Below are 20971 nucleotides of genomic sequence, written 5' to 3'. Positions count from 1 at the left end.
TACGATCGTTTGTCGATTATCTGTTGCTCCTAATCGGTGATCTGGTCAACCAGAGCTAGTTAGACAAGCTTCTGAGTTTAGCTCAGGGGTAGTTGACTATCAGGTCTTATTCATGATTTCCTGCATTTCTTCTGCAAATTTTATCAAGGAGAAGGATATTGTCAAGCATGAGAGAACCGCTCCAGCCAAGAGGGATCGCCCAGGCTGGTTTTCCTGTAGACTTGTCCACCTGTTCAGGGAGAAGTCCTGTGCTTGTTGCTCCGGCCAGAGCCCATCTCAGACATTTAATTCCTTCATTGGTCAATTTTTTCAAATCTTCGGCATACGGCCCCTCTTTTCCATTGGGGAGATCGAGGACAAAAGCAAACATAGCCTCCGAAAGCCAGAGGGTGGTTATTATCCAGGGATTTCCATCGATGTAACTGTCATTTTCGTAACGTTTGATTCCATTACCCGCATTGATAGGAATTGAGAGCTTTTTCTGGATATTTTCGATCAGGAAAAGAATCATATCCCTTTCCACAGGGTCTTTCGGGGAGAGCATTCCAAAGGGTATATAGGCCCCAAGGACGCTTGCATCAATGGTTTTGTCCAGTTTCTCATTGATGATTCCTTTTGCAAAGTAACCTTCCTGAAGCCAGAAACGGTCAATTGTAGCCCGCTTGATGAACTCAGCCCTTTTCTTCCAGCGTCTTGCCATGCCAGACTCGCCGTTTTCTTCTGCAAGGTGGGAAGCGCCCATGAGCCCTGCATAGATCGAGGCATTAGTGTAGGTGAAAACTCCGTAATAAGTCTCCCAGAGGTCCATACAGCTTTCATGCAGTCCGGACTTGGTCCTTTTCATCAGGTATTCGGCAGCTCTGAGCACGGAGACCCAGACTTCTTCCAGAAACTCAACCTTTTTGAGGCCTTCGAGAATCCTGTAATATACATCCATGGCATGAAGTGTGGATCCGGTCTCATCTATCTGGGTTGAATAGTCAAAATTTCCCCAGGAAGGAGCTATGTCTCCATTGAGCCAGTAACGCTGGAACCATGAACCATTGGGGAGCTGGGTCCGGATACACCACTTGAAAAATCTGTCACAATAATCTGGATATCCAGAATGCTTGAGAGCAAGCACGACCTCCGAGGTATCCCTGTTCCAGCAAAACCCATATCCACCGCATTTCTCAAAATTGGAATCGAACTCCGGAGCAGCCACAAAGGACCCGTGTTCACGGTCGTTCAAGAGATAAAGCATGAGAAGAGCCCGGTTATATGCATTGAATAACTCCTGGCGCAGATTATTATGTCCTTCAAGTCCGGGCATCTTGAGCACGTATTTTTTTGCTAGCCACATCACCCAGTATTCCCGTGTCTTTTCAAAGATGTGTTCCAGGGGTAGTTTGGATAACTCATGCATTCTCTTATACAGGAGGCTCCGGGAAGATGCAGCCCCTATAAAGATGACAAATTCATTTGCTCCGTCAGCTTCCAGTTCAAGGTCCCAGCCAACAGCGTTGTTGATATTTCCGATATCTTCCTTATTCCGCTGCAGCTTTCCGTCTTCCATATCGTATTTAGAATTTGTCCACCATATGGTGTCCATAGCCTTTCCGATCTGCCATTCCGTAAACTCCGGCAGGGCATAGATTCCTATATAGTAATTTTGCCAGTATTGTGCAAGCAAGCGAGCTTCCGTATCGCAAAATCCTGAGTTTTTCTTGGAAGTTTCCCCTACGTTCAAATTTGAATAGTAGAAGAATTTTCCTGACATTTTTTGCTGGGACTGAACCTTAAACCTGCGGATAAGGACAGGCACTTCAGGATGCACAAGGTCAAGAATCGAGATCCTTATCCCGGAGTCATGGTAGAGTTTTGTAGATACGATATTGGTATCTTCGATATAGTTCTGAATAGAGTGCCAATCGTTATCATTTGTCCAGAAAAGCCTTTCCCCTGTATGAATACAGGCGAGAGATTCATCTACGTGCTGGGCATGGTCTCTACGGGGATAAAATAAGCCTAAAATATCTCCCTTTCTGCCCATTGTCACAAGCAGTTCATCATTTCCGAGAATGACATTAGGTTGTTTGATCACCGGGGGTCCCCTCTTAGCTGGTGTTCCTGATTTCCACCGGAGGGCGCCAGAGAGATTATATGTTCGCAGACATTCTTTCCTGTGGCTTTACAGCTGACTTCCCTCACACTTATGTTCTTACCGAAATATTCGGTCAGGTAACCCGCAAGGTAGCCGCTCATGAAGGCACAGACTGGCTGGTCCGAAGCTCCATAAACATCGGCTATAAACGAGTCTTTAACAATGATCTTTCCTTCATAGGTTTCGGGATTGCATTCGATTTCCAGTATTCCCCATCCTACAGCTCTGAATAACTCTGCAATCATACTCGCGAAGTTACTGTTATTAATAGGCATGATACTCTTAAAATATTTTGCGGCATGACTTCCCCCTCGCAGTCCGGATAGGGTAAGAAGCCCTTCTGCGTGTGGCACACTCTGGTTGAGGGTTTTGATGATATCGACAATTGTGAGTGCCCTTGCCATAACTCCCCTGGCTCCTATAACATTCAGGGGGAAATCAACAGAGTATATCATCCCGAATTCTGAAACCCCATATTCCACTGAATTTACAACTTCAAGTTCCCCTATCTTTCGGACAAGATTCTCTATATCCACATCTTTCTTAAACTCTGCAAATATTGAATACTCTCCTGTCTCCTGTGTAATGTTATCAAGGTGCCCGAACATAATGAATGCGTTCTCTTTTTCAAGAAAATCAGTTATTAAGGATAAAGAGCCAGGCTCTTTAGAATAGGTAACCTTGAACCATACAATCTGCAAATCTTCATTAAACCCTGCAAACATGCATAAGTCTCTAACCATGTGACTCAAACTCCCATGAATATATATGCGTGCATTTCATTAAGTTATTGCATTAAGCTCCTGAATACACGAGCCTTGAAGTCCATAAGTACTGCCATAAAGTTTACTGCTGCCTCGAAAGGTGTGGAGTGGACACTGAAATAAGAATGCACATCTCCATCCCCGAGCCACTTGGTACACATATAGTAATAGTGGTCCGAAGTCAACAGGTGCTTCCATATACGCAGGATTTCGGGGTCTCCTGTTTTTCTCACAAAAGGCTCAAGCAATTTTATTTCCTCAAAACAACGCCTTTGCATGTCGTTTCCAAGCCACGCACTGGTATCACGTTCCATATCAGCCCAGGAAATAGTTGAAAAGTCTCCAATATCGATCTCGGCTACAGGGGAATATTTTCTGGCAATCTCTACAGGAGTGCTGAATTCCATTCCATTTTTGAGGACTTCTGCAGGCAGTCTTTCCAGGAATTTAAAAATTCCGGTTTCTTCCCACTGGTGCTCTCCAAAAGTCTCGTAGTCCATAAAAATATTGACGCAGTCCTCCTTAACCCCTGAAGCCCACGACGCCCATTTTTCCGCAGTAAGTGGATATCCTTCCCACCACCTTGCCGAAAAACGGTACCCTATATCGTCGCTCAGCTTGTAGTTCCTGAAAAGAATGGGCAGGCCTGAACCTTTTGCCATGTAGAGTACGTTGGGAGACCTCCCGTCAAGCATATGGTCTGCTCCTTCTGTAAGGATCGCTTTGTACCCAAGCTCGGAAGCAATCTTTGCTATGGTGTTATTGTAAAGAAGTTCGGTGTTTCGGAATACCTGAGGTTTGACCCCAAGGAGGTCGAAAACCATTTTTCGGTGTTCCTTTACTTCTTCAATAAACTCTGTTTTGTCGTCAAAAAGGCTTGAGAGAGAATGATAACATGTCTCGTCCAGAAACTCTACTGCTCCTGTTTCCGCCATCTGCCGGAAACTCTCAAGTACCTCTTTTCCCCAGAGTTCGCATTGTTCAAGCAGTGTACCAGTAATCGACAGGGAAAATCTGAACTCTCCTTTATGCTCGTCGAGGGAGTCCAGGAGAGCCCTATTTGCAGGGAGGTAACATTTATGAGTTACTCTTTCAAAAATCTCCCTGTTGCTTCTTTCATCAAAATAGCGGAAAAAGCCAGCCCTGTCATCAGGCCAGAACCTGCGCAGCCTGAAAGGCTGATGTACCTGAAAGTACATACAAAGAGAGGTCATGCCCCTTCCTCCAGAACGGCTCTTCTTAAATCCGAGAGAATGGAATAGTAATTCACAGCTCTTTCAGACCCTTCACGGACGTTTCCCGTATTCATAGAAAAAAGAATTTCACTCTGCTGGAGATAACCGAAAACCTGCTTCAGCTTTTGATAGTTCTTTTTTTCTTTAATTTCTGCAAGTTCTTCCCCTACCCTTACCAGCTCCCTCAGGTAGAGCTGCTGTGCATGGTTTCCGACAGCGTTATGCATTCCGTAACGGATTGTCTGTTCAGTCCCAAGAGTAGGAAGTCTCACAGGACTGAACCTGCTTACTGCATCCGAAGGTGTGATCATTTCAATGCCCCGGCTCTTCAGAGCTTCCGGAAAAACCCGTATAAAATCGGCTATCATGCTCTTACTCCTGTGGTGAAGGCAGAGGCTTGTATAATTTAAATAAAGGGTCAGGACATCCCCTTCCATGCTTGCAATCCAGTCTGCAAACTTATCCGGAATCAGAGGATAACCTTCCCAATTTTTTTCAGAGAAACGCAGTTCAAGGTCTTCACTCAGGTTTATGTGCCTGAGAAGAGTCGGAAGGTGGTTTTCAAAAACGCGGATGGGATCATATCCATCCAGAATGTTTCGTGACCCTTCGGCAATAAGGCACCTGAAACCCAGATCTGTAAGTATACTTTCCACCCTTTCCGTGTATAGAAGTTCCGTGTTCACGAAAGTCTCAGGGTTTACCCCTAACAGTTCCCTGAGCAGTTCCCTGTGACTCGTTACTTCCTCTCTAAACCAGGAGAGATCGGGATAAAGGGCACTCAGAGAATGATAAAAACAGCTTCCTGTAAACTCTGCCTTTCTGCACTCCGCAAGTTCCCTGAAAGATTCAATAAGTTCTGGGTCCCACCTGCACTGTTCCAGGAAAGGCCCTGAAAGGTCAAAGGTGTAGCTTCCCCCCCTTTCAATGGATTCCAGAAAAAGATCATTAAGGCGCAGAAGTTCTCTGCCTGTGTTTAAGAGCCTTGAAAAAATTTGGTTTCGGTCAAAATACCGATCCATTTCAGGAACTCCGGAAAACCCCTGTACGGGCCAATACCACTTGGGACTGTAAGGCAAATGCACTCCCACACACATGCACACGGCTTTCATAACGAAATACTCTTGTGCGGAAACCTACTAAAAACTATTGTTTCTTTCAGCCTTTTCCCTAATAAAGAATTATTGATCATACTCAAAGAAGCTGATTCCTGATTAATTGGGGGATCTACTCCAAAACCCGGAGGTAATTTTTAGGATTTCCCTCCCTGCGCCGCGCGGGGTTGGAGCATTCGGGAAAAAGAGGGGATGAAGTGATCATCCCATCATGAATCTGGTAAGGCTGCCGTAAGCTTCTGCAATTTCTTTTAAGGAGAGAGAAACTTCGAAATTCTTGCCTTTGATTTCAAGGTTCTCGCCTCCCACTTTGCCGATTACTGCATGGGGCACGCCTTTAAGAATTTCCTGTACAGCTTCAGGCTCGGGTGTTGCAAGCAGTGCCCTTGCGGGAGTTTCTGAGAACAGGAACTCTTCTGCCTGCGTATTTCCTGCAGCTTCACTGAGATCTACTTTTCCGCCCAGATTTCTGCACATCTTTGCAAGCCCTGCACCGATCCCTCCAAGAGAAAGGTCATGTGCAGAACTCAGTTTTCCGCTTTTAACAGCTTCGATTATGGCATGTATAATGCCAGGGGTGTTCTCAGGGACTGCGGGGACCTTTCCGGCATTTTCAGACCCTATGCAGGCATAGTATTCGGAGCCGCCCATTTCAGGCGTGGTCTCCCCTACAAGGATAATGCTGTCTCCTTCCTTCGTAAAGAAACTTGAGGGCAGAGGAGTTTCAAGATCCACTTTCCCTATCATTCCTATCGAGGGAGTGGGAGGTACTGCAGTCTTGAACTCATCACTTTCGTTATAGAGAGAAACGTTCCCTCCTACTACCGGAATTGAAAAACGTCTGGCTTCATCTCCAAGCCCGAGTACGGCGTTTTTGAATTGCCAGTAGGTTTCAGGGCGATATGGATTTCCAAAGTTAAGGCAGTTTACAATAGCCAGGCTTTCCGCACCCTTTACTGCAAGATTCATGGCGTTTTCGATAATTGCGGTCTTTCCTCCTGTGTAGGGGTCAAGAAGGGTGGCTCTGGGCTGGCAGCCGCAGGTAAGTGCAATCCCTTTTTTATCGGTAATCCTGAGCACTCCGGAGTCTTCTCCAGGCTTGACAACGGTCCTTAACTGAACCTCATGGTCATACTGCCTGTAGATCCATTCCTTTGAGGCAATGTTATAAGAGGACAGAACCGTCAGAAAAGCCGCTTTTAAGTCTTCCGGAGCTTCCGGTTTCTTGCCTTCTTCCCTTAGAGGGCGAGCTTCTGAGGGCTTCTCACAGGTAGCGGCTCCTCCTGTAAGAAAACCAATTGGAATGTCGGCAACGATTTCCCCTTTGAACTCAACGGTATACATGGGTTCTTCTGTAAGGTATCCGACCACAGCTCCATTCAGGTCATACTTCTGGACCAGGGCAAGTACTGCATCGACATCTTCAGGAGCTATTTCAAAGAGCATGCGCTCCTGGGACTCGGCAAGCAGGATTTCATATGCGTTCATGTTGGGTTCACGCTGCGGAACCGCATCTGCAATAATGTGTGCTCCCAGCCCTCCCTTTGAAGCCAGTTCCGAGCTTGCTCCTCCAAGCCCTGCAGCACCAAGGTCTTTACAGGACTTTACATATCCCTTTTTCATGGCTTCAAGAGTCATTTCTATGACGAGCTTTTCGGTATAGGGGTCTCCCACCTGGACACTTGGGCGATCTTCCGCTTCGGCAGATTCGGAAAGGTCTCTGGAGGCAAAGGATGCCCCCCCAAGCCCGTCTTTTCCTGTTCTGGAACCTGCGAGCACAAGCTTATTTCCGGCTTTCTGGGAACGGGCGGTTATTACTTCTTCTTCCCGGCAAAGCCCGACTGCAACCACATTTACCAGTGGGTTTCCGCTGTATTCCCTGTCAAAAAAGGTCTCGCCGTTGACAACGGGCACCCCTATGCAGTTCCCATACCCTGCAATTCCTTTAATTATCTGCTCGAAAAGGAAGAGGTTTTTCGGGGTGTCAAGAGACCCGAAGTAAAGAGGATCCATGAGGGCGATCGGACGGGCCCCCATGGAAATTATGTCTCTTACGATCCCTCCAACACCGGTAGCTGCCCCGTTGTAGGGGTCCACGTATGAGGGGTGGTTGTGGCTTTCCATGCCTATGGCAAGCACATATCCATCTTCGAATTTAATAATTGCAGCATCGTCTCCGGGACCGATTAGGACGTTTTCGCCCGTGGTCGTGAAGGTTTTCAGGAGAGGGGCGCTTGAGCGGTAGGAACAGTGTTCACTCCACAGATTTAAAAAACAGCCCTGCTCTACCAGGGTAGGCTCTCTCCCAAGTTCTTTTTTAATAATCTTCAGGTCTTCATCAGGTAACATTGCCTTGCCTCTGATTCTTAAGCCTCATTTGGATGCCAAAGCTTTAGTTTCTCTTGTAATTTTCCTGAAATATCAGGTGTTTCAATGTAGCATTAATGTAGCGTTAATAGACTATGCGGACATAAAGGGACAGGGATTAGATAAATATTTCTTTAAGCTAGGGAAAAAAAGGTTCTGCAAAATAAGGAGCTGTCAGCCATAAGAAGCTGTCAGCCCTTTGGGCTGCGGGAGCATGTCAGAACATTTTTATGAAGAGGGAAGTTTTTCCAGGCAAGCACTGAAGGAGGCGTCTCCATAAAACGCACATGAAATTCTTCGAATAACAGGCACAAACAAATGAAAGTACTCTTCACCAATTAAACATCACATGCCGAAAGCAGGAATTAAGAATTGCATGAAAGAAAAATAGAGATTATAATAAAATTCCAAAAAAACAAAATGGAAAAGGCGGCAGGGATTTATCTCCGGAACACGGATCAGGAAATAAAATTTCCAGAGCGGTTTTCCGGAGATATTGAAACATTTTTGGTGGTCTGATCACGTATTTTGCTTCCTGCCGGTTTTCCATTACATGGAGGAAGGGACAGGCCAAAGCCTGAACCGATCCATCTTAAGCAATCTGTTTCCTGAAGAGATCGCAGGAGTTGATCTTAACATCGAGCAACTTCTCGATATTCATTTTTGCAGCAATTCCCTTTGCAGCACCTGGGACTGAGGTAATGACGCCAATATCGAGTTCTTCACGGAGTTCTCTCATGACATATTCATCTGAGAGGTCCATTGTGTCGACATTCAGCTTCTTTGCCACATACTCTTTTGCCTCTCCTATGCGCATGTTCTTTGAGAACTGCATCCTTGCAACGAGGTCACCGGCTGCTCTCATACCTGTCATACCGGAAGCCATTATGTGGGAAATCGGCATACCCATTGGGTCGCCGACCCCGATCTATATGCCGTCAACGCCGGCAATTTCGACCATTGCCTTGCTTGCCCTTGTAACGGCATCGATTGGAGGAGTCTCAAGCATAGGGATTCCGCCGACACCCATACCCATGTCAACGTGACAGGGGATGGTGGAGACTTCAACAGCTGCCTTCATGAAGGTCACGGAGCGAGCCAGGTTCCAGGCTGAGGTCATGCTGGTGTTAGTGTTGCACACTGGACCGAAGACGTTTGCACCTGCTTTTGCGATAAGAGGAGCCTGCTGGTGTGGCCAGAGCCCTGCAAGGGTTACGCCGTCATACTGCAGGTTGCCGTGCATCCCGAGCACCATTTCTCCTGCCATCCCGGCTTCGATGTACATGTTTGGGAATTCTTTCCTGAGAGCTTCGATAGCGTGGAGGGTCCCGTACATGTCTGCGTCCCCGGCTGCACCGGTTGTGTCAAAGTTGATCCCGTCTGCCCCGGAGGCAAAGAGTTTCTGCATAACCCACACGGTGTCCCTTGTGAGGTGTTCTGCGGCGTGTTCCATGGAGTCCCAGGCTTCCTGAATCTTGAAAGCCTTCATCAGGTCTCCCGGGTTTTCGAAGGGACCATCGGGAGTATAATACAGGCCCATGTTCGGCATTGCCCCGTAAAAGAGCGGCACGATCATGTTCTGCTGGCAGGTTTCCATGGTCTGACACTCGTTTGAGATTACAGGTTTTACAGGTTTGTAGCTGTAATCGATGTGCCCGAGTTCCATGGTGTCTGCACCAAAGGCTCTCTCGTGCATCATGCAGCCGACAAGCCGGCTGGAAGGAATACCAACACCACTGTTGCCCTGGTCCCCGTCAAGCCTGAGGGTACCGATATCGTGGGTCACAGGAACTTCCATGCCCTGCTCGACACTGACTGCCTTTCCGGGCATCATCAGGATTTCTGCAAGCTTTTCAAGTTCATCAGCACTGAGGACAGGAATCTCACCGAGGTCAGCGGCGTTAGCCGTGCCTGCCTCAATCTCCTCAACAATCTTTTCTTTGGTAAGGAAGACACGTTTCCCGTCTCCCATCCTCAAAGCATATTCAGTTGCCATTTTTTCACCATTTATATTATTTATTCAATATAATTAGATCTGGAAAGCTGTATTCTATTGGGGTTCAGAACCTGGACACGAAAGTCCTTGCCTGCCAGAGGGCAATTACCGCCAGAACCAGGATCAGAACCATCCACATGATCTCTGCGGAAGGGATGAAGGAGTTTGCCCAGTAGGCATTGTAAGCTTCCATTGCAGCTGCTGTTTGTACCATGCTTAACCTCCATTAAGATTACACATATCTCAGGCAGGCATCAGAGCCACGAGCCTTTCCGAAGTCGGTGATCACGTATTTGTGCAGGAGGAAACCTTTTTTGTAGATACCACCCTCATCGACTTTTTGCTCTACATCCTTCAGCATCCCGCCTGACGCCAGTTCAATGATGTCAAAGTTAATGCTGTCCCGGTTGTAAGCTCCCTGCATGCTATACTCTTCCTGGACTTTTGAAACGATTTCATAGTTCCATCGTTCTTTCTCATCCAGTAAAATCTCCAGAATCCTGAATTTGATAGGACGGTTTCCGCTCATATCACTCACCTCTCAGAGTTTCAAGTTCACTTGTGTCTTCCGTAAACATAACGAAACTACCAATAACACAAAGAGTGCCTCCGACAAGGATAGTCCACTGCGGAACATCTCCGAAGAAGAGGAAAATGAAGATGATAGCAAATAGCCCATAGAGGTTTCCGATACCCTGGCCTCTCCCAACTCCGATAAGTGGGAAGGACTTGTACCAGCAGACATAACAGAAACCAAAAGTGATCCCTGCGAAAATCAGAACCAGCAGAGTCATGGGTTCAAAAGCCTGGAGTGCAAAGGAATACATCGGGTAACCGAAAAGTGCGAGCAACGGAACAAGAACGATCCACCAGATAATGTTTTCTCCTACAAACCTGAGGGTCAACCCCACGTCAGGCTCGGAAATGTCGAGACCTTTTCCTGCAATTGCACCTTCAATTCCCCAGCCGGCAGCAGCCATCAAACCTCCAAGGTATCCGATCCACTGAACGTTGCCTGAGGAAAGCTCAGTCAGAAGCCCGCCTCCGAAGATCGTGATGCCTCCTACAATGATGACTCCTATACCGATTGCCGCTCTCTTGGAGATCTTTTCCCCGTACCAGTAGTAAGCAAGAATCGAGCCCACCACAGGGTAAAGAAGAGCCGCAACAGCTGCAAATGCTCCGCCTATAAAGCCCATAGCAATGAATGAACCGAGAATTGCCATAGGACCTCCGAAAATCGAGGCGAGGAAGAACCACTTGGAACACGGATGGAATTCCTTAAGGGTCCTACCGAGTTCCCCGTATTTACCAAGAACCCCATTCCAGAGCATAAGCGCTAGCATGACCGTAAGTGCATTAAAGGCCGTAATCAGAACGGCAGTTATAATAAGAGCTGTACCGTCTCCTCCGGTTTCGGCAATAGCGCTGTACATCTCATCGAATGGGTTAAGCACCCACACAACGGTCCCTGGAAGGTACCAGATACCCCAGAATACAGCACAGAAAAGAGCCCACATGTACCCTTTACTGATTTTTCTTTTGCTTTCCTGTTTTTTTAAAGATTTTAAATCCACGAAAAATCCCTCCATTTTTCAAAAGCACTGCGGAATTCCCTCAAGGCATGAGTCCGTCCCAGCCCTATTCCACAGCCTGAAAGCACAGCTTGCGAACCCTTTATGGGGGCATTTACATCTCAGGGAATTAGATTAACTTTGAAATTTAATTTAAAGACTACTTTTCGGCTTACTCAAGTCATACTGCTACAGTTAATAATCGGGATATTATTCCGTTTTTTATTCCGTTTTTTATTCCGTTTTTTATTCCGTTTTTTATTCCGTTTTTTATTCCGTTTTTATTCCGTTTTTATTCCGTTTTAACTGCAGTTTTCAGGTTTTTTAATTGCTTTGAGTTGCCATATTTAAACAATTATCAGTAGCTTTGAAGTCTGCCGTAGTATTGCCGTAGTATAACATTGAACAGGCTTCTGCTCAGTCTTTTTTATGGATACTTGATTCCCGTGAGTTATGACCGATCTGCAGAATTTTTTTTGTAGATACCCTCAACTATCGGTTTCGCAAAAACTGTACAAAATAAAATTGGGCAGAAAATGCATTAGATCAGATCTTCTGCATTTTCTGCGTATTGAGTTTTTTAGAGTAAGGCTGCTTTTACCTTGCTGACAACATCGGTGGCACTTTCTCCGTAGATGTCTGCACCGATCTTATCTGCCCAGTCCTGGGTACATGGGGCCCCACCGACCATGGTCTTTACCTGGTCGCGAACACCTGCTTCTTTGAGCTGTTCTTCAATCTGGATCTGGTTGATCATGGTGGTGGTCATAAGGGCGGAGGATGCTACAATCTGGGGTTTGAGTTCCTTTACTTTTTCAATAAAGGTGCCGATTGGGACGTCTCTTCCAAGGTCCACAACATCGAAGCCTGCAATGTTGAGCATGGAGGCAACTATATCCTTTCCGATGGAGTGGATGTCACCTTCGATGGTCCCGATGACAACAGTTCCAAGGTTCTTGGTCTGGGATTTGCGCCTCTCCATTTCCGGCTTCATGACATCAATACCTGCCTTCATTGCCTCAGCGGCTGCAAGCACATGGGGGAGGAAGAGAGTACCCTGTTCAAACTGATCTCCTACTTCCATCATGCCTGCGGTAAAGCCCTTCTCAATGATTTCTACAGGGTCAACACCTGCTGCAAGAGCTTCTTCTGCAACTTCTGCTGCGAGTTCTTCATCAAAATCGGTGATTGCGTTTTTTGCTTTTGCAATGATTGCTTCTGTACTTGCCATTTTTAGATCTCCTGAATATCCTTATATTGAAATTACATGCCTTTGAAAGCCTTGTCAGCTCTGTCGACAACTGCCTTCATGTCATTGAGGATGTCGGCATCGATTGGTTTAACTACGTGGTTTTTGAGGACGTCTACGACCTTTTCGTGTGCAGCGGTTGCAAGGTCCTTTGAACCGGCTGCTGCCCAGTCACCGAACATGCGCCTGTCGATGAGCATGGGGTCGGAGGGGTAGTTCACAAGCTGCCTGGTCTGTTTGAGGGCAAGGAAGTTGTTTCCGATGCCTACTTTCTGGATAGACTCGACTGCGAGGGTTTCCTCATTGACAGGAACGCCCTGCAGAGCCTTCTTGGTCATCTTGATGATATCATTGTCAATAACGAGCTGTTCCATGGAGAAAGTCATACCAAGCTCAAGCATCCCGGCGCCGTAGAGGGTGTTTGCCCCTGCGAGGGCGGGAAGGAGGCATGTCATGGTCTTCTCGTGTCCAGCCTGGTTGTCAGGGATCTTTGCATCAGACTAGGTGCCTGCCACGAATGCGGGGAGGCCATAGAACTGGGCGAGCTTCGCGACGGATGCGCTGATCAAGCCGAGTTCGGGAGATCCGACAGGAGCAGTACCCTTCTTCAGGTCGAAGGTGGTAGTGGAACTTCCATACCAGACTTTGGTTCCGGGCACTGTGAGCTGGGCGAGGACGATACCTGAGAGGACTTCGGCATTGTGAGTAACCAGAGTTCCTGCAAGGTATACAGGAGAAGAACCCCCAGACATTGCCATACTCAGGACGTTTACAGGCATTCCGAAACGTGCACCTTTGATGATGACCTGACAGGCATTGACACTGAGCTCAAGCGGGCTTGTTGGACAGAGCAGCATAGAGAAGATCGGCTTTTTCCTTGCTTCTTCTTCGTCGCCGCCGTAGTAGGCATTTACGATGTCCCTGTAGTATTCGACGTTCTCGCCGACTGGGTCAATGTGGTGGAAGTGTTTTGCAGTGTTGGTAAGAGGAGTAAAGGTTTCGTGGACGTCCTGGGCACCCTGACCTGCAATATCCCTTGCAGAGACCGGGAGAGAGAAGTAATCGATGTTTTCTGCCCAGTCACAGAGTTTTGCAATGTCTGCAATGTCCTGTTCTACGGAGTCTACGGTTACGTACTTGCCGTCCTGGTACTTGCACATCTTAACGCCAGTACCGAAACAGGTCCAGTGAACCTTTCCGCCGGCTTCCTGCACAGTGTTGTATTTCTTGTCGCGGCCCCAGAGGACAAATCTGGATGGAGCGAGCTGAAGAGCTCTTCTTACAAGATATTCAGGGATTTTTACTACCTGGGTCTTTTCGTTAACTTCACAACCATTTTCCTTGAAGATCTGCCTGGCTTCCGGGTCGGAGACCTGGATACCGGGTTCCATCAGAACTTCCATAGTGGCGTAGTGAATTGCTTTAAGTTCGTCATTCGTAAAAAGGTTTAATTCCACACCGTTAAGTGCATTAAATCCTGCAACTGCATTACATTTTGCCATTTTTTAACCTCCGAATAGGAATTATTTAAACAAGCAGTTCTTTTGCTTTTGAAACGGCTTCACTTGCGTTTTCTGCGTAACAGTCTGCGCCGATCTTGTCTGCCCATGCCTGGGTTGCGGGTGCGCCCCCGATCATGACCTTTACTTTTTCCCTTATGCCCTCTTCCTTGAGGAGTTCGATAACGCCTTTCTGTCCGGGAAGAGTTGTGGTCATAAGAGCAGAAAGCCCGATCATATCAGCATTGACTTCCTTTGCCTTCTGAATGAAGTTCTTGATAGGAACATCACGACCGATATCGTGCACTTCAAAACCTGCAGACTGGAGCATTGTGGACACGATGGATTTGCCGATGTCGTGGACATCACCTTCTACGGTACCGTTCACAATGACGCCCATTTTTGAGCTGGCAGAACCATCAGGCATAAGTTCCTTAAGAGCTGCTACTCCGGCAGTCATTGCGTCGGCAGCCATCATCACATGGGGTAAGAAAAGTTTGCCTCTCTCAAAGAGGACACCCACTTCATTCATGCCTGCAGCAAGCCCTTTTTCAATAATTAATGCGGGATCCAGTTCTCCTTTTGCCTTTTCAACGGCAGCGAGCACTGTGTCCTTTTTACAGGTGATTACAGCGCCTGCAAGTTCCTGAAGTAATTCTTCTTGGCTAATGTTGCATCCTCCGTTTTAGTTTTTGAACAATGGAGACGTACCGACCCAAAAATAAATGAATAATCATTAACATTTGGGCTGCAAGCTCACGCTCTACGAGTCATGTCATGCACGAGAAGTAACGTCATGATTACCATGGGTGGGAAACCATGATTATCACAAGCGAAACTGCAAAATCATGAAGGGTTCATGATTATCCTGATTAGGGTTCATGAGTATTTTAGCAGAGGGAGTATTTTTGGTGCCATTTTAAATCCCGTCTGTTTACTCATCTTTTCAGATGTCTCCAAACTAAGTTTGAAGTACTGGTATAAATATTTTTTCAAAATAAACATACAAAAAAGAAGAGTTATATAAATATTTTTTGGTTGAAACATTTTGAATGGAGTATTCGGGAAAGAATATGAGAGGATATTACGAAAAATATAAATATGAAATAAAAAAGATGGACTTTTGAGGGTACATAAAAGAAGGAAAAGTAAAGTTACAGGGGGAATTTCAGCAAAAATATTAAAAAAGTAAGATATTTCATTGTTAAAGCGATAATGAGAATATGAAGGCTATTGAAGCTTTTTTCTACCACAACTTTAAAACATATATTTGATTTGCGATCAATTATTCCTTTTTTTGAACATTGTTGTTCCTATTTTACTTAGTCTGAATAAAATTCAGGCCAGAAAACAGAAAAAAGAGATAACAATATATAGTAGATAATCTACTGAGCCAGATTCAGAGAAAGAATCCCAAAGAAAATTAAGACAAACTGGGTTCTTTATAGCCGGATATACATAACCTGTAAGCCCTGTTTACAAGCTCAAGCATTTTCTGATCTTCCCTCTCTATTTTTACTCCACAGGCAAGGGAAAGGTACTCGGCAAGGTCAAATATCTTTATTTTCTCATTCTTTCCGGCTTCGACAAGGTTCTGCATACAGCCCCCACAGTTGGTTATGATTATATCGCAGCCCCGTTTTTCGGCAGCCCGAAAACGGTCAGAAGCTATAGAAATTGACTCAGAAGGATAATTGACTCTTGTGCCTCCACCAAAGCCACAGCAAGCCGAACCTTCGGGAGTTTTATTTGCAAGCTCAGTTCCGGGGATATTTTCAAGTACATTTCTTGCTTCCGTGTAGGCGCCCATTGTCCGCGTAAGATGGCAGGGATCGTGGTAAAAGACCCTGTGTTTGAGGGTAGTTTCCGGAGTAAGTTTTCCTTCCCTTAAAAGGTATTCCAGATACTGTGAGACCTGGAGCACCTCAAAGTCCAGTTTCCCGAACATTTTTGGATAGATTTCCTTAAAAGCTTTGAAACATCCCGGACAGGAAGTGATAAGAATTTTTGCCCCTCTTCTCCTAACTTCTTCAATATTTTGCTGCCCATGCCTGCGGATTGGATCCGGATTTCCGGCACCTGCAGATACTGCTCCGCAGCAGTATTCAAGCCCGCTAAGGACAGTGTAATCAACCCCTGTTTTTTCCAGAAGGGCAACAACAGCCCGAGGCATATTTTTGTTAATATAGGTGCCGGCACATCCCGGGAAATACACGACAGAGCCAGGACTGTCTATGTACGCAGGAATCTCATCCATTTCCTCAATCTTTTTGAAGATATTATTCTCAGCCTCAGGGTCCAACATGGTCTGCCTGTCCGTAAGGCCATTTTCACGGACCCATTTCTGCCGGGCAGGAGAAATAAGCATCTTGAGACCCAGGTCCTCGGGACAGGCTTCAGCGCAAAGCCCGCAGGTCAGGCAGCGTAGCAGAGAAGTAGAATCAATACCAGTAGGATCAATTTCAATAGCCTCATCCAGATACCCGTAAAGTAGTTCAAGCAAACTGAGGTCATCGTATCGCGGGCAGACCTCGAGACACTGTCCGCATTGCGTACATTTTTCCCTGTGTTCTTCCACTAGATTCATATTTTAACTCCACATTATTTTAAACTCGTGAGACTCCATTCTTATAGCGATCCATGAACTACCCCATCCTGCTTTTGGAAAAAAGCGAGGACGGGGCTTCCTTCGAGTGATTACGTCACCTGGATATTTGCAGTGATGCAAGTATCCGTCTGTAATCCTGTTTGTCGAAAATTATCAGAAAAACTCTGATAACCTGTCCAGAAAGCATTCTGTGATAAGAACCGCTTCATGATGTTGATAGCACTATTTCTATCTTTATCAATAACGTTTCCGCAATCACATTTCATAATTATTTACCAAAGAGGCATGTCGTGTCTTTTTCTGCAAACACAGCACTCTTTTGATGTATAAGCTTCATCAATTCTTATTACTCATTTACCTGTAAGCTCTGCTTTGTAGGTCAAAAATTCGATGAACCGAGAAAGATATCCTTAATTCTGAGTTGATCTATTCTGAGAACGTTTTTTTTCCAGTTACTTTCTTTGATTGAACCATACTTTTTCATTAAGATCACCAACAATTATTGTATTGGCTCTGGTTTTTTCAATCATGGTTTTAGAGAGCCTATGTTGAAAATCTTTGATCTGATTAGACTTTTTTGCTTCAATCTTTCCATATGTTTTGTGCAGTCTATTCCATCTTTTGCGTCTTTTTTTACAATGATCTCTTCTGGATTTGATTGTATCTATTTTAGTATTCCAGTATTGATCTGAACGTGGTGTTTTAACTTCAAAGAATTTTCCTTGAGTGTTTACTGCTGTTACTATTTTCGTGATTCCTAAATCTATTGCTTGATACAAATCGTTATCAATATACTCTGTTATAGGACTTATAGGATTTTCATCATATGTTATTGATACAAAGAAATTTCCTCTACCCTTGTATGGATCGTCATTGTAGTCTACCCTTGTATGGATCGTCATTGTAGTCTACCCTTGTATGGATCGTCATTGTAGTCTACCCTTGTATGGATCATCATTGTAGATTTCAACCTGCTTGATTGTCAATAAATCAAAAGTATTTCCAATCTCAAACGATAATGGAATTTCATATACTTTATGAGAGAAACTGAGTTTTCCACTATTGATTTTGAATCTGCTTTGATTGTAAACCAAAGTCATGAAGTATTTTTCACTTCAGAACTTTGGCTGTCTTGCAGACTTATCACCATTTTTCAAGAGTGAGAAGAACGATTTATAATTAGCATCAAGCTTTTTCAATACCGATTGTAATACTTTGGAATACACTATATTGTACTGAGGGTATTTTTCTTTCAATGCTGGAAGCTGATTCTGTTGTACTACGTACTTTACAGTTCTCTGTTCGATTTTCCACGCTTCTTTTCTTTCGGCTAAAGCGAAATTATAGAGGCATCTACACTGTTCAGATAATTACCAAAGAACATCTATCTGTTCTTCAGTTGGGTTGATCTTGATCTTCTTCGTCAGATGCATATTTGCCTTGATTCTTCACATATTTTTTAAATACGTCTTGAGTTACTTGCCCTGTCGATGCGATAAAATACGATCTTGACCAGAACGTATCTTTCCATAACATAGTTTTTACTTCAGGGAAGTTTTTACGAACCTCCCTTGAAGTTAGTATCTTTATAATGTTGATATATTTTGGAATATCAAGCAAAAGTTTTGCTGAAAATAATAAGTGAAAATTGTTTTTGTCACACTCTATATTCAGCACTTCAACATCGAATGTTTCACTTATGTTATGGATTTTAGTTTTAAGAAAATCAATTATCGGAGGATTCGTTAGAGCTTTTCTTCTATATATAACGCATTGAACGAAATGATAATGGAGTGAATGTACAGAATGGCTTCCAAGACCCAGTTTATTCTGCATAGTTGGAATTATATAGAGATAACTATAAGTAGGAAATAATTATGTTACTGTTGTTTTGTAGAAGTTGACGGCTTTCATTCCCCACCTGTCGCTTACGCTCCAAGGAAGGGGACTTCCCACTTTAGAGTTAAAACCTTGCGATCCTTGTGAACTACCACTCAGCTAAAGACTGAGTGGCTTCTTGGTTCATTCCTCCCTCTATTGAGGGCAAGTCCCCAAGCTCATCCCCGTAGTCCCTACGGTGTCATAATCCAATTAGATTCTGATCTATGAGAGCGAATTTTTTGATATTGATAGCGGCATTAATGTCTCTATCGTGTTTGGTTTTACAGTCTGGACAAATCCATTCTCTGTCTTTTAGCTGAAGCTCTTTATTGTGGTATCCACACACACTACATAGCTTAGAAGAGGGTTCAAATTGTCCTATTCTCAGGACGGTTTTTCCAAACCATTGAGCCTTATATTCCAACTTTGTTACAAAACTACTCCACGCAGAATCACTTATAGCCTGTGCTAAGTGATGATTCTTAACCATGCCTTTAACATTTAGAGTTTCCAGAGCTACAGCTTGGTTTTCGCTAACAAGTCTAAAAGAGAGTTTGTTCTGGAAGTCATTTCTCTGATTTGTTATTTTGTCATGGAGTACAGCAAGTCTTCGTTTAGCTTTTGCCCTGTTCTTAGAGCCTTTCTGTTTCCTTGAGACTCTTTTCTGTAATACTTTGAGCCTTTTAAGAGAGTTTTTCAAGTACTTTGGATTCTCAACCTTTTCTCCTGTTGAAAGGACAGAAAAGTCTTTGATACCTACATCAATTCCTACTGTTGTTGATTCTGTGAAAGCTTCCTTTACTGGAAGTTATTTTCCATCTTCAACAAGATACTGATGTAGTAATGTCCTTTACATGTCCTTGATACCGTAGCCGTTTTAGCTCTCCTTCAAACTTCCTGTGAAGAACTGCTTTAATTGGTTCTATTTTTGGAAGCTTGATAGTATATTTTCAAAGTTTACAGTGTAGTGTTGAGGTACAGGGAAAGACTGTATCGGATTCTTTTTTGATTTGAACTTTGGAAACCCTGTTTTCTCTCTAAAGAATCTAGTGAAAGCGGATTCAACCTGCTTAGTCATCCCCTGTAATGATTGAGAGTTAACTTCTCCTAACCACTCATTAGGAGTGAGCCGAAAGTTAGCGTTTTGTCAATTGTCAGAAAATTGAAACAAGAATATACTAACAGGTTATGGAAAACTCAAAAAGAATATCTGAAAAAGTATTATTGGGGTGAGAATACGTTATGGAGTGATGGTTATTTTGCGTCTACTATCGGAAATGTTAGTAAAGAGGCGGCAGAATATTACATACGGAATCAGGGGTGAAGTTGACGCTTATATCCCCTGAGCTAAAGACACAGGGGTTTTACGCTTCTTCATATAAACCTCTTTCTGGATTATTCCATCCCTGAAGCCCAGAATCTTTAGAAAAAAGATAAGACTAATATCCAGATACGTATTATCAATAGTCAGATAAAAAGAATAGCCAGATAAGAATAGCTAGATAAAAGGAAGGGATAGAAATATTCGAAGACCTCAAAAACAGTGCAAGAAAGCTGGTAATTCCATTTGCTCGTTCAATACCCCTTGCCCCAAACACCCTCACCCTGATGGGTTTTGCAGTAAGCGTAGCTGCTGGAGCTGCATTCTCTCTGGGCAAACCTTTTGAAGGAGGGCTTCTGATCCTCTTCAGCGGAGTTTTCGATATCCTTGACGGCGGAGTAGCAAGAGCAAAAGGCAGAATCACTCCATTCGGAGGCGTGCTTGACTCGGTCTGCGACCGCTATTCCGACGGGCTAATGTTTCTCGGGATCATGGCAGGAGCGATTAACGGAAGGCTCAGTTTTACCCCTATCCTCGGAATTGATGGCTGGCTCTGGGCTGGCTTTGCCCTGATAGGTTCTTTTCTGGTTAGCTACACTCGCGCCCGAGCAGAGTCCGCAGGCTGCAGAAAACTGTCTATAGGAATTGCCGAACGCACGGAAAGGATGCTTATACTTGCTTTAGGCGCTCTTTTAGGCTTCCTCGGCTGGGCTCTTGTGCTGATAGCCATTATCTCCCACGTCACCATCATCCAGAGGATTCTGCGGGCAAAAAGTATCCTGAGTGAGCTATCCGAATCCGAATTCCAGAAACCCTGAAATTAAAAATAAGGAAAAAACCCATACAAAACTCGTGCAAAAAAAACGCAGGTCAACAATTGAAAAAATAATAAAGATAAGGTGCAGACTTTTCCCTACCGATATGCATTTATACTACATGTTTGATTACAATAGTTGGATGATGGCAAGTAAGAATAGGACCATTGCCGTCTGATAAACGTAAATACTCTGCGGGGCCGTAGGGTAGCTTGGTCCATCCTGCAAGGCTGGGGGTCTTGCGACTTGAGTTCGAATCTCAGCGGCCCCACCAAACTTTTATTCAGCTTTTTGACGTTTTTATAGGTATTATTTATTAGATTTTTCATTACATGTTTTTACAATATCTGATTTGCTGCATAATTCCTATATTCAGCCCCTTTCATCGTTTTGGATCTTTTTTC

14 protein-coding genes, 1 tRNA gene and 4 pseudogenes are annotated in these 20971 nt (G+C 44.6%); 3 read left to right on the top strand and 16 right to left on the bottom strand.

Annotated features, from left to right (window positions below):
* Positions 1 to 106 precede the first annotated feature (106 nt).
* The 16 genes and pseudogenes from MSWH1_RS01835 to MSWH1_RS20685 form a co-directional block, all read right to left on the bottom strand.
* Entirely contained in the window at positions 107 to 2083 is a 1977-nt protein-coding gene (locus MSWH1_RS01835; RefSeq protein ID WP_048125559.1) for a glycoside hydrolase family 15 protein, read from the bottom strand.
* Positions 2080 to 2886 carry a V4R domain-containing protein gene (locus MSWH1_RS01830; RefSeq protein WP_048125557.1) on the bottom strand — a complete coding sequence of 269 codons (807 nt, stop codon included), beginning with the start codon at positions 2884 to 2886 and terminating at the stop codon, positions 2080 to 2082. Before MSWH1_RS01830 ends, MSWH1_RS01835 begins: the two co-directional genes overlap by 4 nt.
* Before the next feature lie 44 nt (positions 2887 to 2930).
* Positions 2931 to 4121: a glycoside hydrolase family 57 protein gene (locus MSWH1_RS01825; RefSeq protein WP_048125555.1), complete on the bottom strand. Its 1191-nt coding sequence runs from the start codon at positions 4119 to 4121 to the stop codon at positions 2931 to 2933.
* On the bottom strand, positions 4118 to 5254 hold the full coding sequence (locus MSWH1_RS01820; RefSeq protein WP_048125553.1) for a glycoside hydrolase family 57 protein: 1137 nt from the start codon (positions 5252 to 5254) through the stop codon (positions 4118 to 4120). The genes MSWH1_RS01825 and MSWH1_RS01820 overlap by 4 nt, the downstream gene beginning before the upstream one ends.
* Positions 5255 to 5458: 204 nt before the next feature.
* A complete protein-coding gene (purL, locus tag MSWH1_RS01815) occupies positions 5459 to 7606 on the bottom strand; it encodes a phosphoribosylformylglycinamidine synthase subunit PurL (protein WP_048125551.1) in 2148 nt (715 codons plus the stop codon).
* A 610-nt stretch (positions 7607 to 8216) separates the two neighbouring features.
* Positions 8217 to 9620 (bottom strand): annotated as a pseudogene (mtbB, locus tag MSWH1_RS01800) ([dimethylamine--corrinoid protein] Co-methyltransferase).
* A gap of 64 nt (positions 9621 to 9684) precedes the next feature.
* Positions 9685 to 9834 carry a hypothetical protein gene (locus MSWH1_RS19550; RefSeq protein WP_197074006.1) on the bottom strand — a complete coding sequence of 50 codons (150 nt, stop codon included), beginning with the start codon at positions 9832 to 9834 and terminating at the stop codon, positions 9685 to 9687.
* An 18-nt stretch (positions 9835 to 9852) separates the two neighbouring features.
* On the bottom strand, positions 9853 to 10149 hold the full coding sequence (locus MSWH1_RS01795) for a hypothetical protein (RefSeq protein WP_048125546.1): 297 nt from the start codon (positions 10147 to 10149) through the stop codon (positions 9853 to 9855).
* 1 nt (position 10150) lies between these two features.
* Positions 10151 to 11212 (bottom strand): DMT family transporter, encoded by a 1062-nt coding sequence (locus MSWH1_RS01790; protein WP_197074005.1) that lies wholly within the window; start codon positions 11210 to 11212, stop codon positions 10151 to 10153.
* A 562-nt stretch (positions 11213 to 11774) separates the two neighbouring features.
* On the bottom strand, positions 11775 to 12425 hold the full coding sequence (locus MSWH1_RS01785) for a B12-binding domain-containing protein (RefSeq protein ID WP_048125544.1): 651 nt from the start codon (positions 12423 to 12425) through the stop codon (positions 11775 to 11777).
* A gap of 32 nt (positions 12426 to 12457) precedes the next feature.
* Positions 12458 to 13945 (bottom strand): annotated as a pseudogene (gene mttB, locus MSWH1_RS01775) ([trimethylamine--corrinoid protein] Co-methyltransferase).
* 25 nt (positions 13946 to 13970) lie between these two features.
* Complete coding sequence (gene mtbC / locus MSWH1_RS01770; RefSeq protein WP_048125538.1) at positions 13971 to 14612, bottom strand: dimethylamine corrinoid protein MtbC; 642 nt, start codon at positions 14610 to 14612, stop codon at positions 13971 to 13973.
* A 753-nt stretch (positions 14613 to 15365) separates the two neighbouring features.
* Entirely contained in the window at positions 15366 to 16529 is a 1164-nt protein-coding gene (locus tag MSWH1_RS01765; RefSeq protein ID WP_048125536.1) for a (Fe-S)-binding protein, read from the bottom strand.
* Between the two features lie 473 nt (positions 16530 to 17002).
* Positions 17003 to 17452, bottom strand: coding sequence for a transposase (locus tag MSWH1_RS19545; protein ID WP_052722533.1), 450 nt, complete (start codon positions 17450 to 17452; stop codon positions 17003 to 17005).
* Positions 17453 to 17945: 493 nt separating this feature from the next.
* Positions 17946 to 18386, bottom strand: a complete 441-nt coding sequence (gene tnpA, locus MSWH1_RS01755) for an IS200/IS605 family transposase (protein ID WP_048125534.1) — start codon at positions 18384 to 18386, stop codon at positions 17946 to 17948.
* Positions 18387 to 18630: 244 nt separating this feature from the next.
* Positions 18631 to 19551 (bottom strand): annotated as a pseudogene (locus MSWH1_RS20685) (RNA-guided endonuclease TnpB family protein); the annotation flags it as partial.
* Between MSWH1_RS20685 and tnpA (MSWH1_RS01745) the strand changes: the two are divergent.
* The 3 genes and pseudogenes from tnpA (MSWH1_RS01745) to MSWH1_RS01735 form a co-directional block, all read left to right on the top strand.
* A pseudogene (gene tnpA, locus MSWH1_RS01745) lies at positions 19546 to 19755 on the top strand (IS200/IS605 family transposase); the annotation flags it as partial. The pseudogenes MSWH1_RS20685 and tnpA (MSWH1_RS01745) sit on opposite strands and share 6 nt — an antisense overlap.
* A 254-nt stretch (positions 19756 to 20009) precedes the next feature.
* Positions 20010 to 20570 carry a CDP-alcohol phosphatidyltransferase family protein gene (locus tag MSWH1_RS01740; protein WP_255350504.1) on the top strand — a complete coding sequence of 187 codons (561 nt, stop codon included), beginning with the start codon at positions 20010 to 20012 and terminating at the stop codon, positions 20568 to 20570.
* 193 nt (positions 20571 to 20763) lie between these two features.
* Positions 20764 to 20841 (top strand) — tRNA-Pro (locus MSWH1_RS01735).
* Positions 20842 to 20971 lie beyond the last annotated feature (130 nt).

The sequence above is a fragment of the Methanosarcina sp. WH1 genome, from assembly GCF_000970005.1.
In the GTDB taxonomy this organism is placed as follows: Archaea; Halobacteriota; Methanosarcinia; order Methanosarcinales; family Methanosarcinaceae; genus Methanosarcina.
The sequence above is the reverse complement of the archived record's forward strand: the minus strand, read 5'-3'. Positions and strand labels throughout refer to the sequence as shown.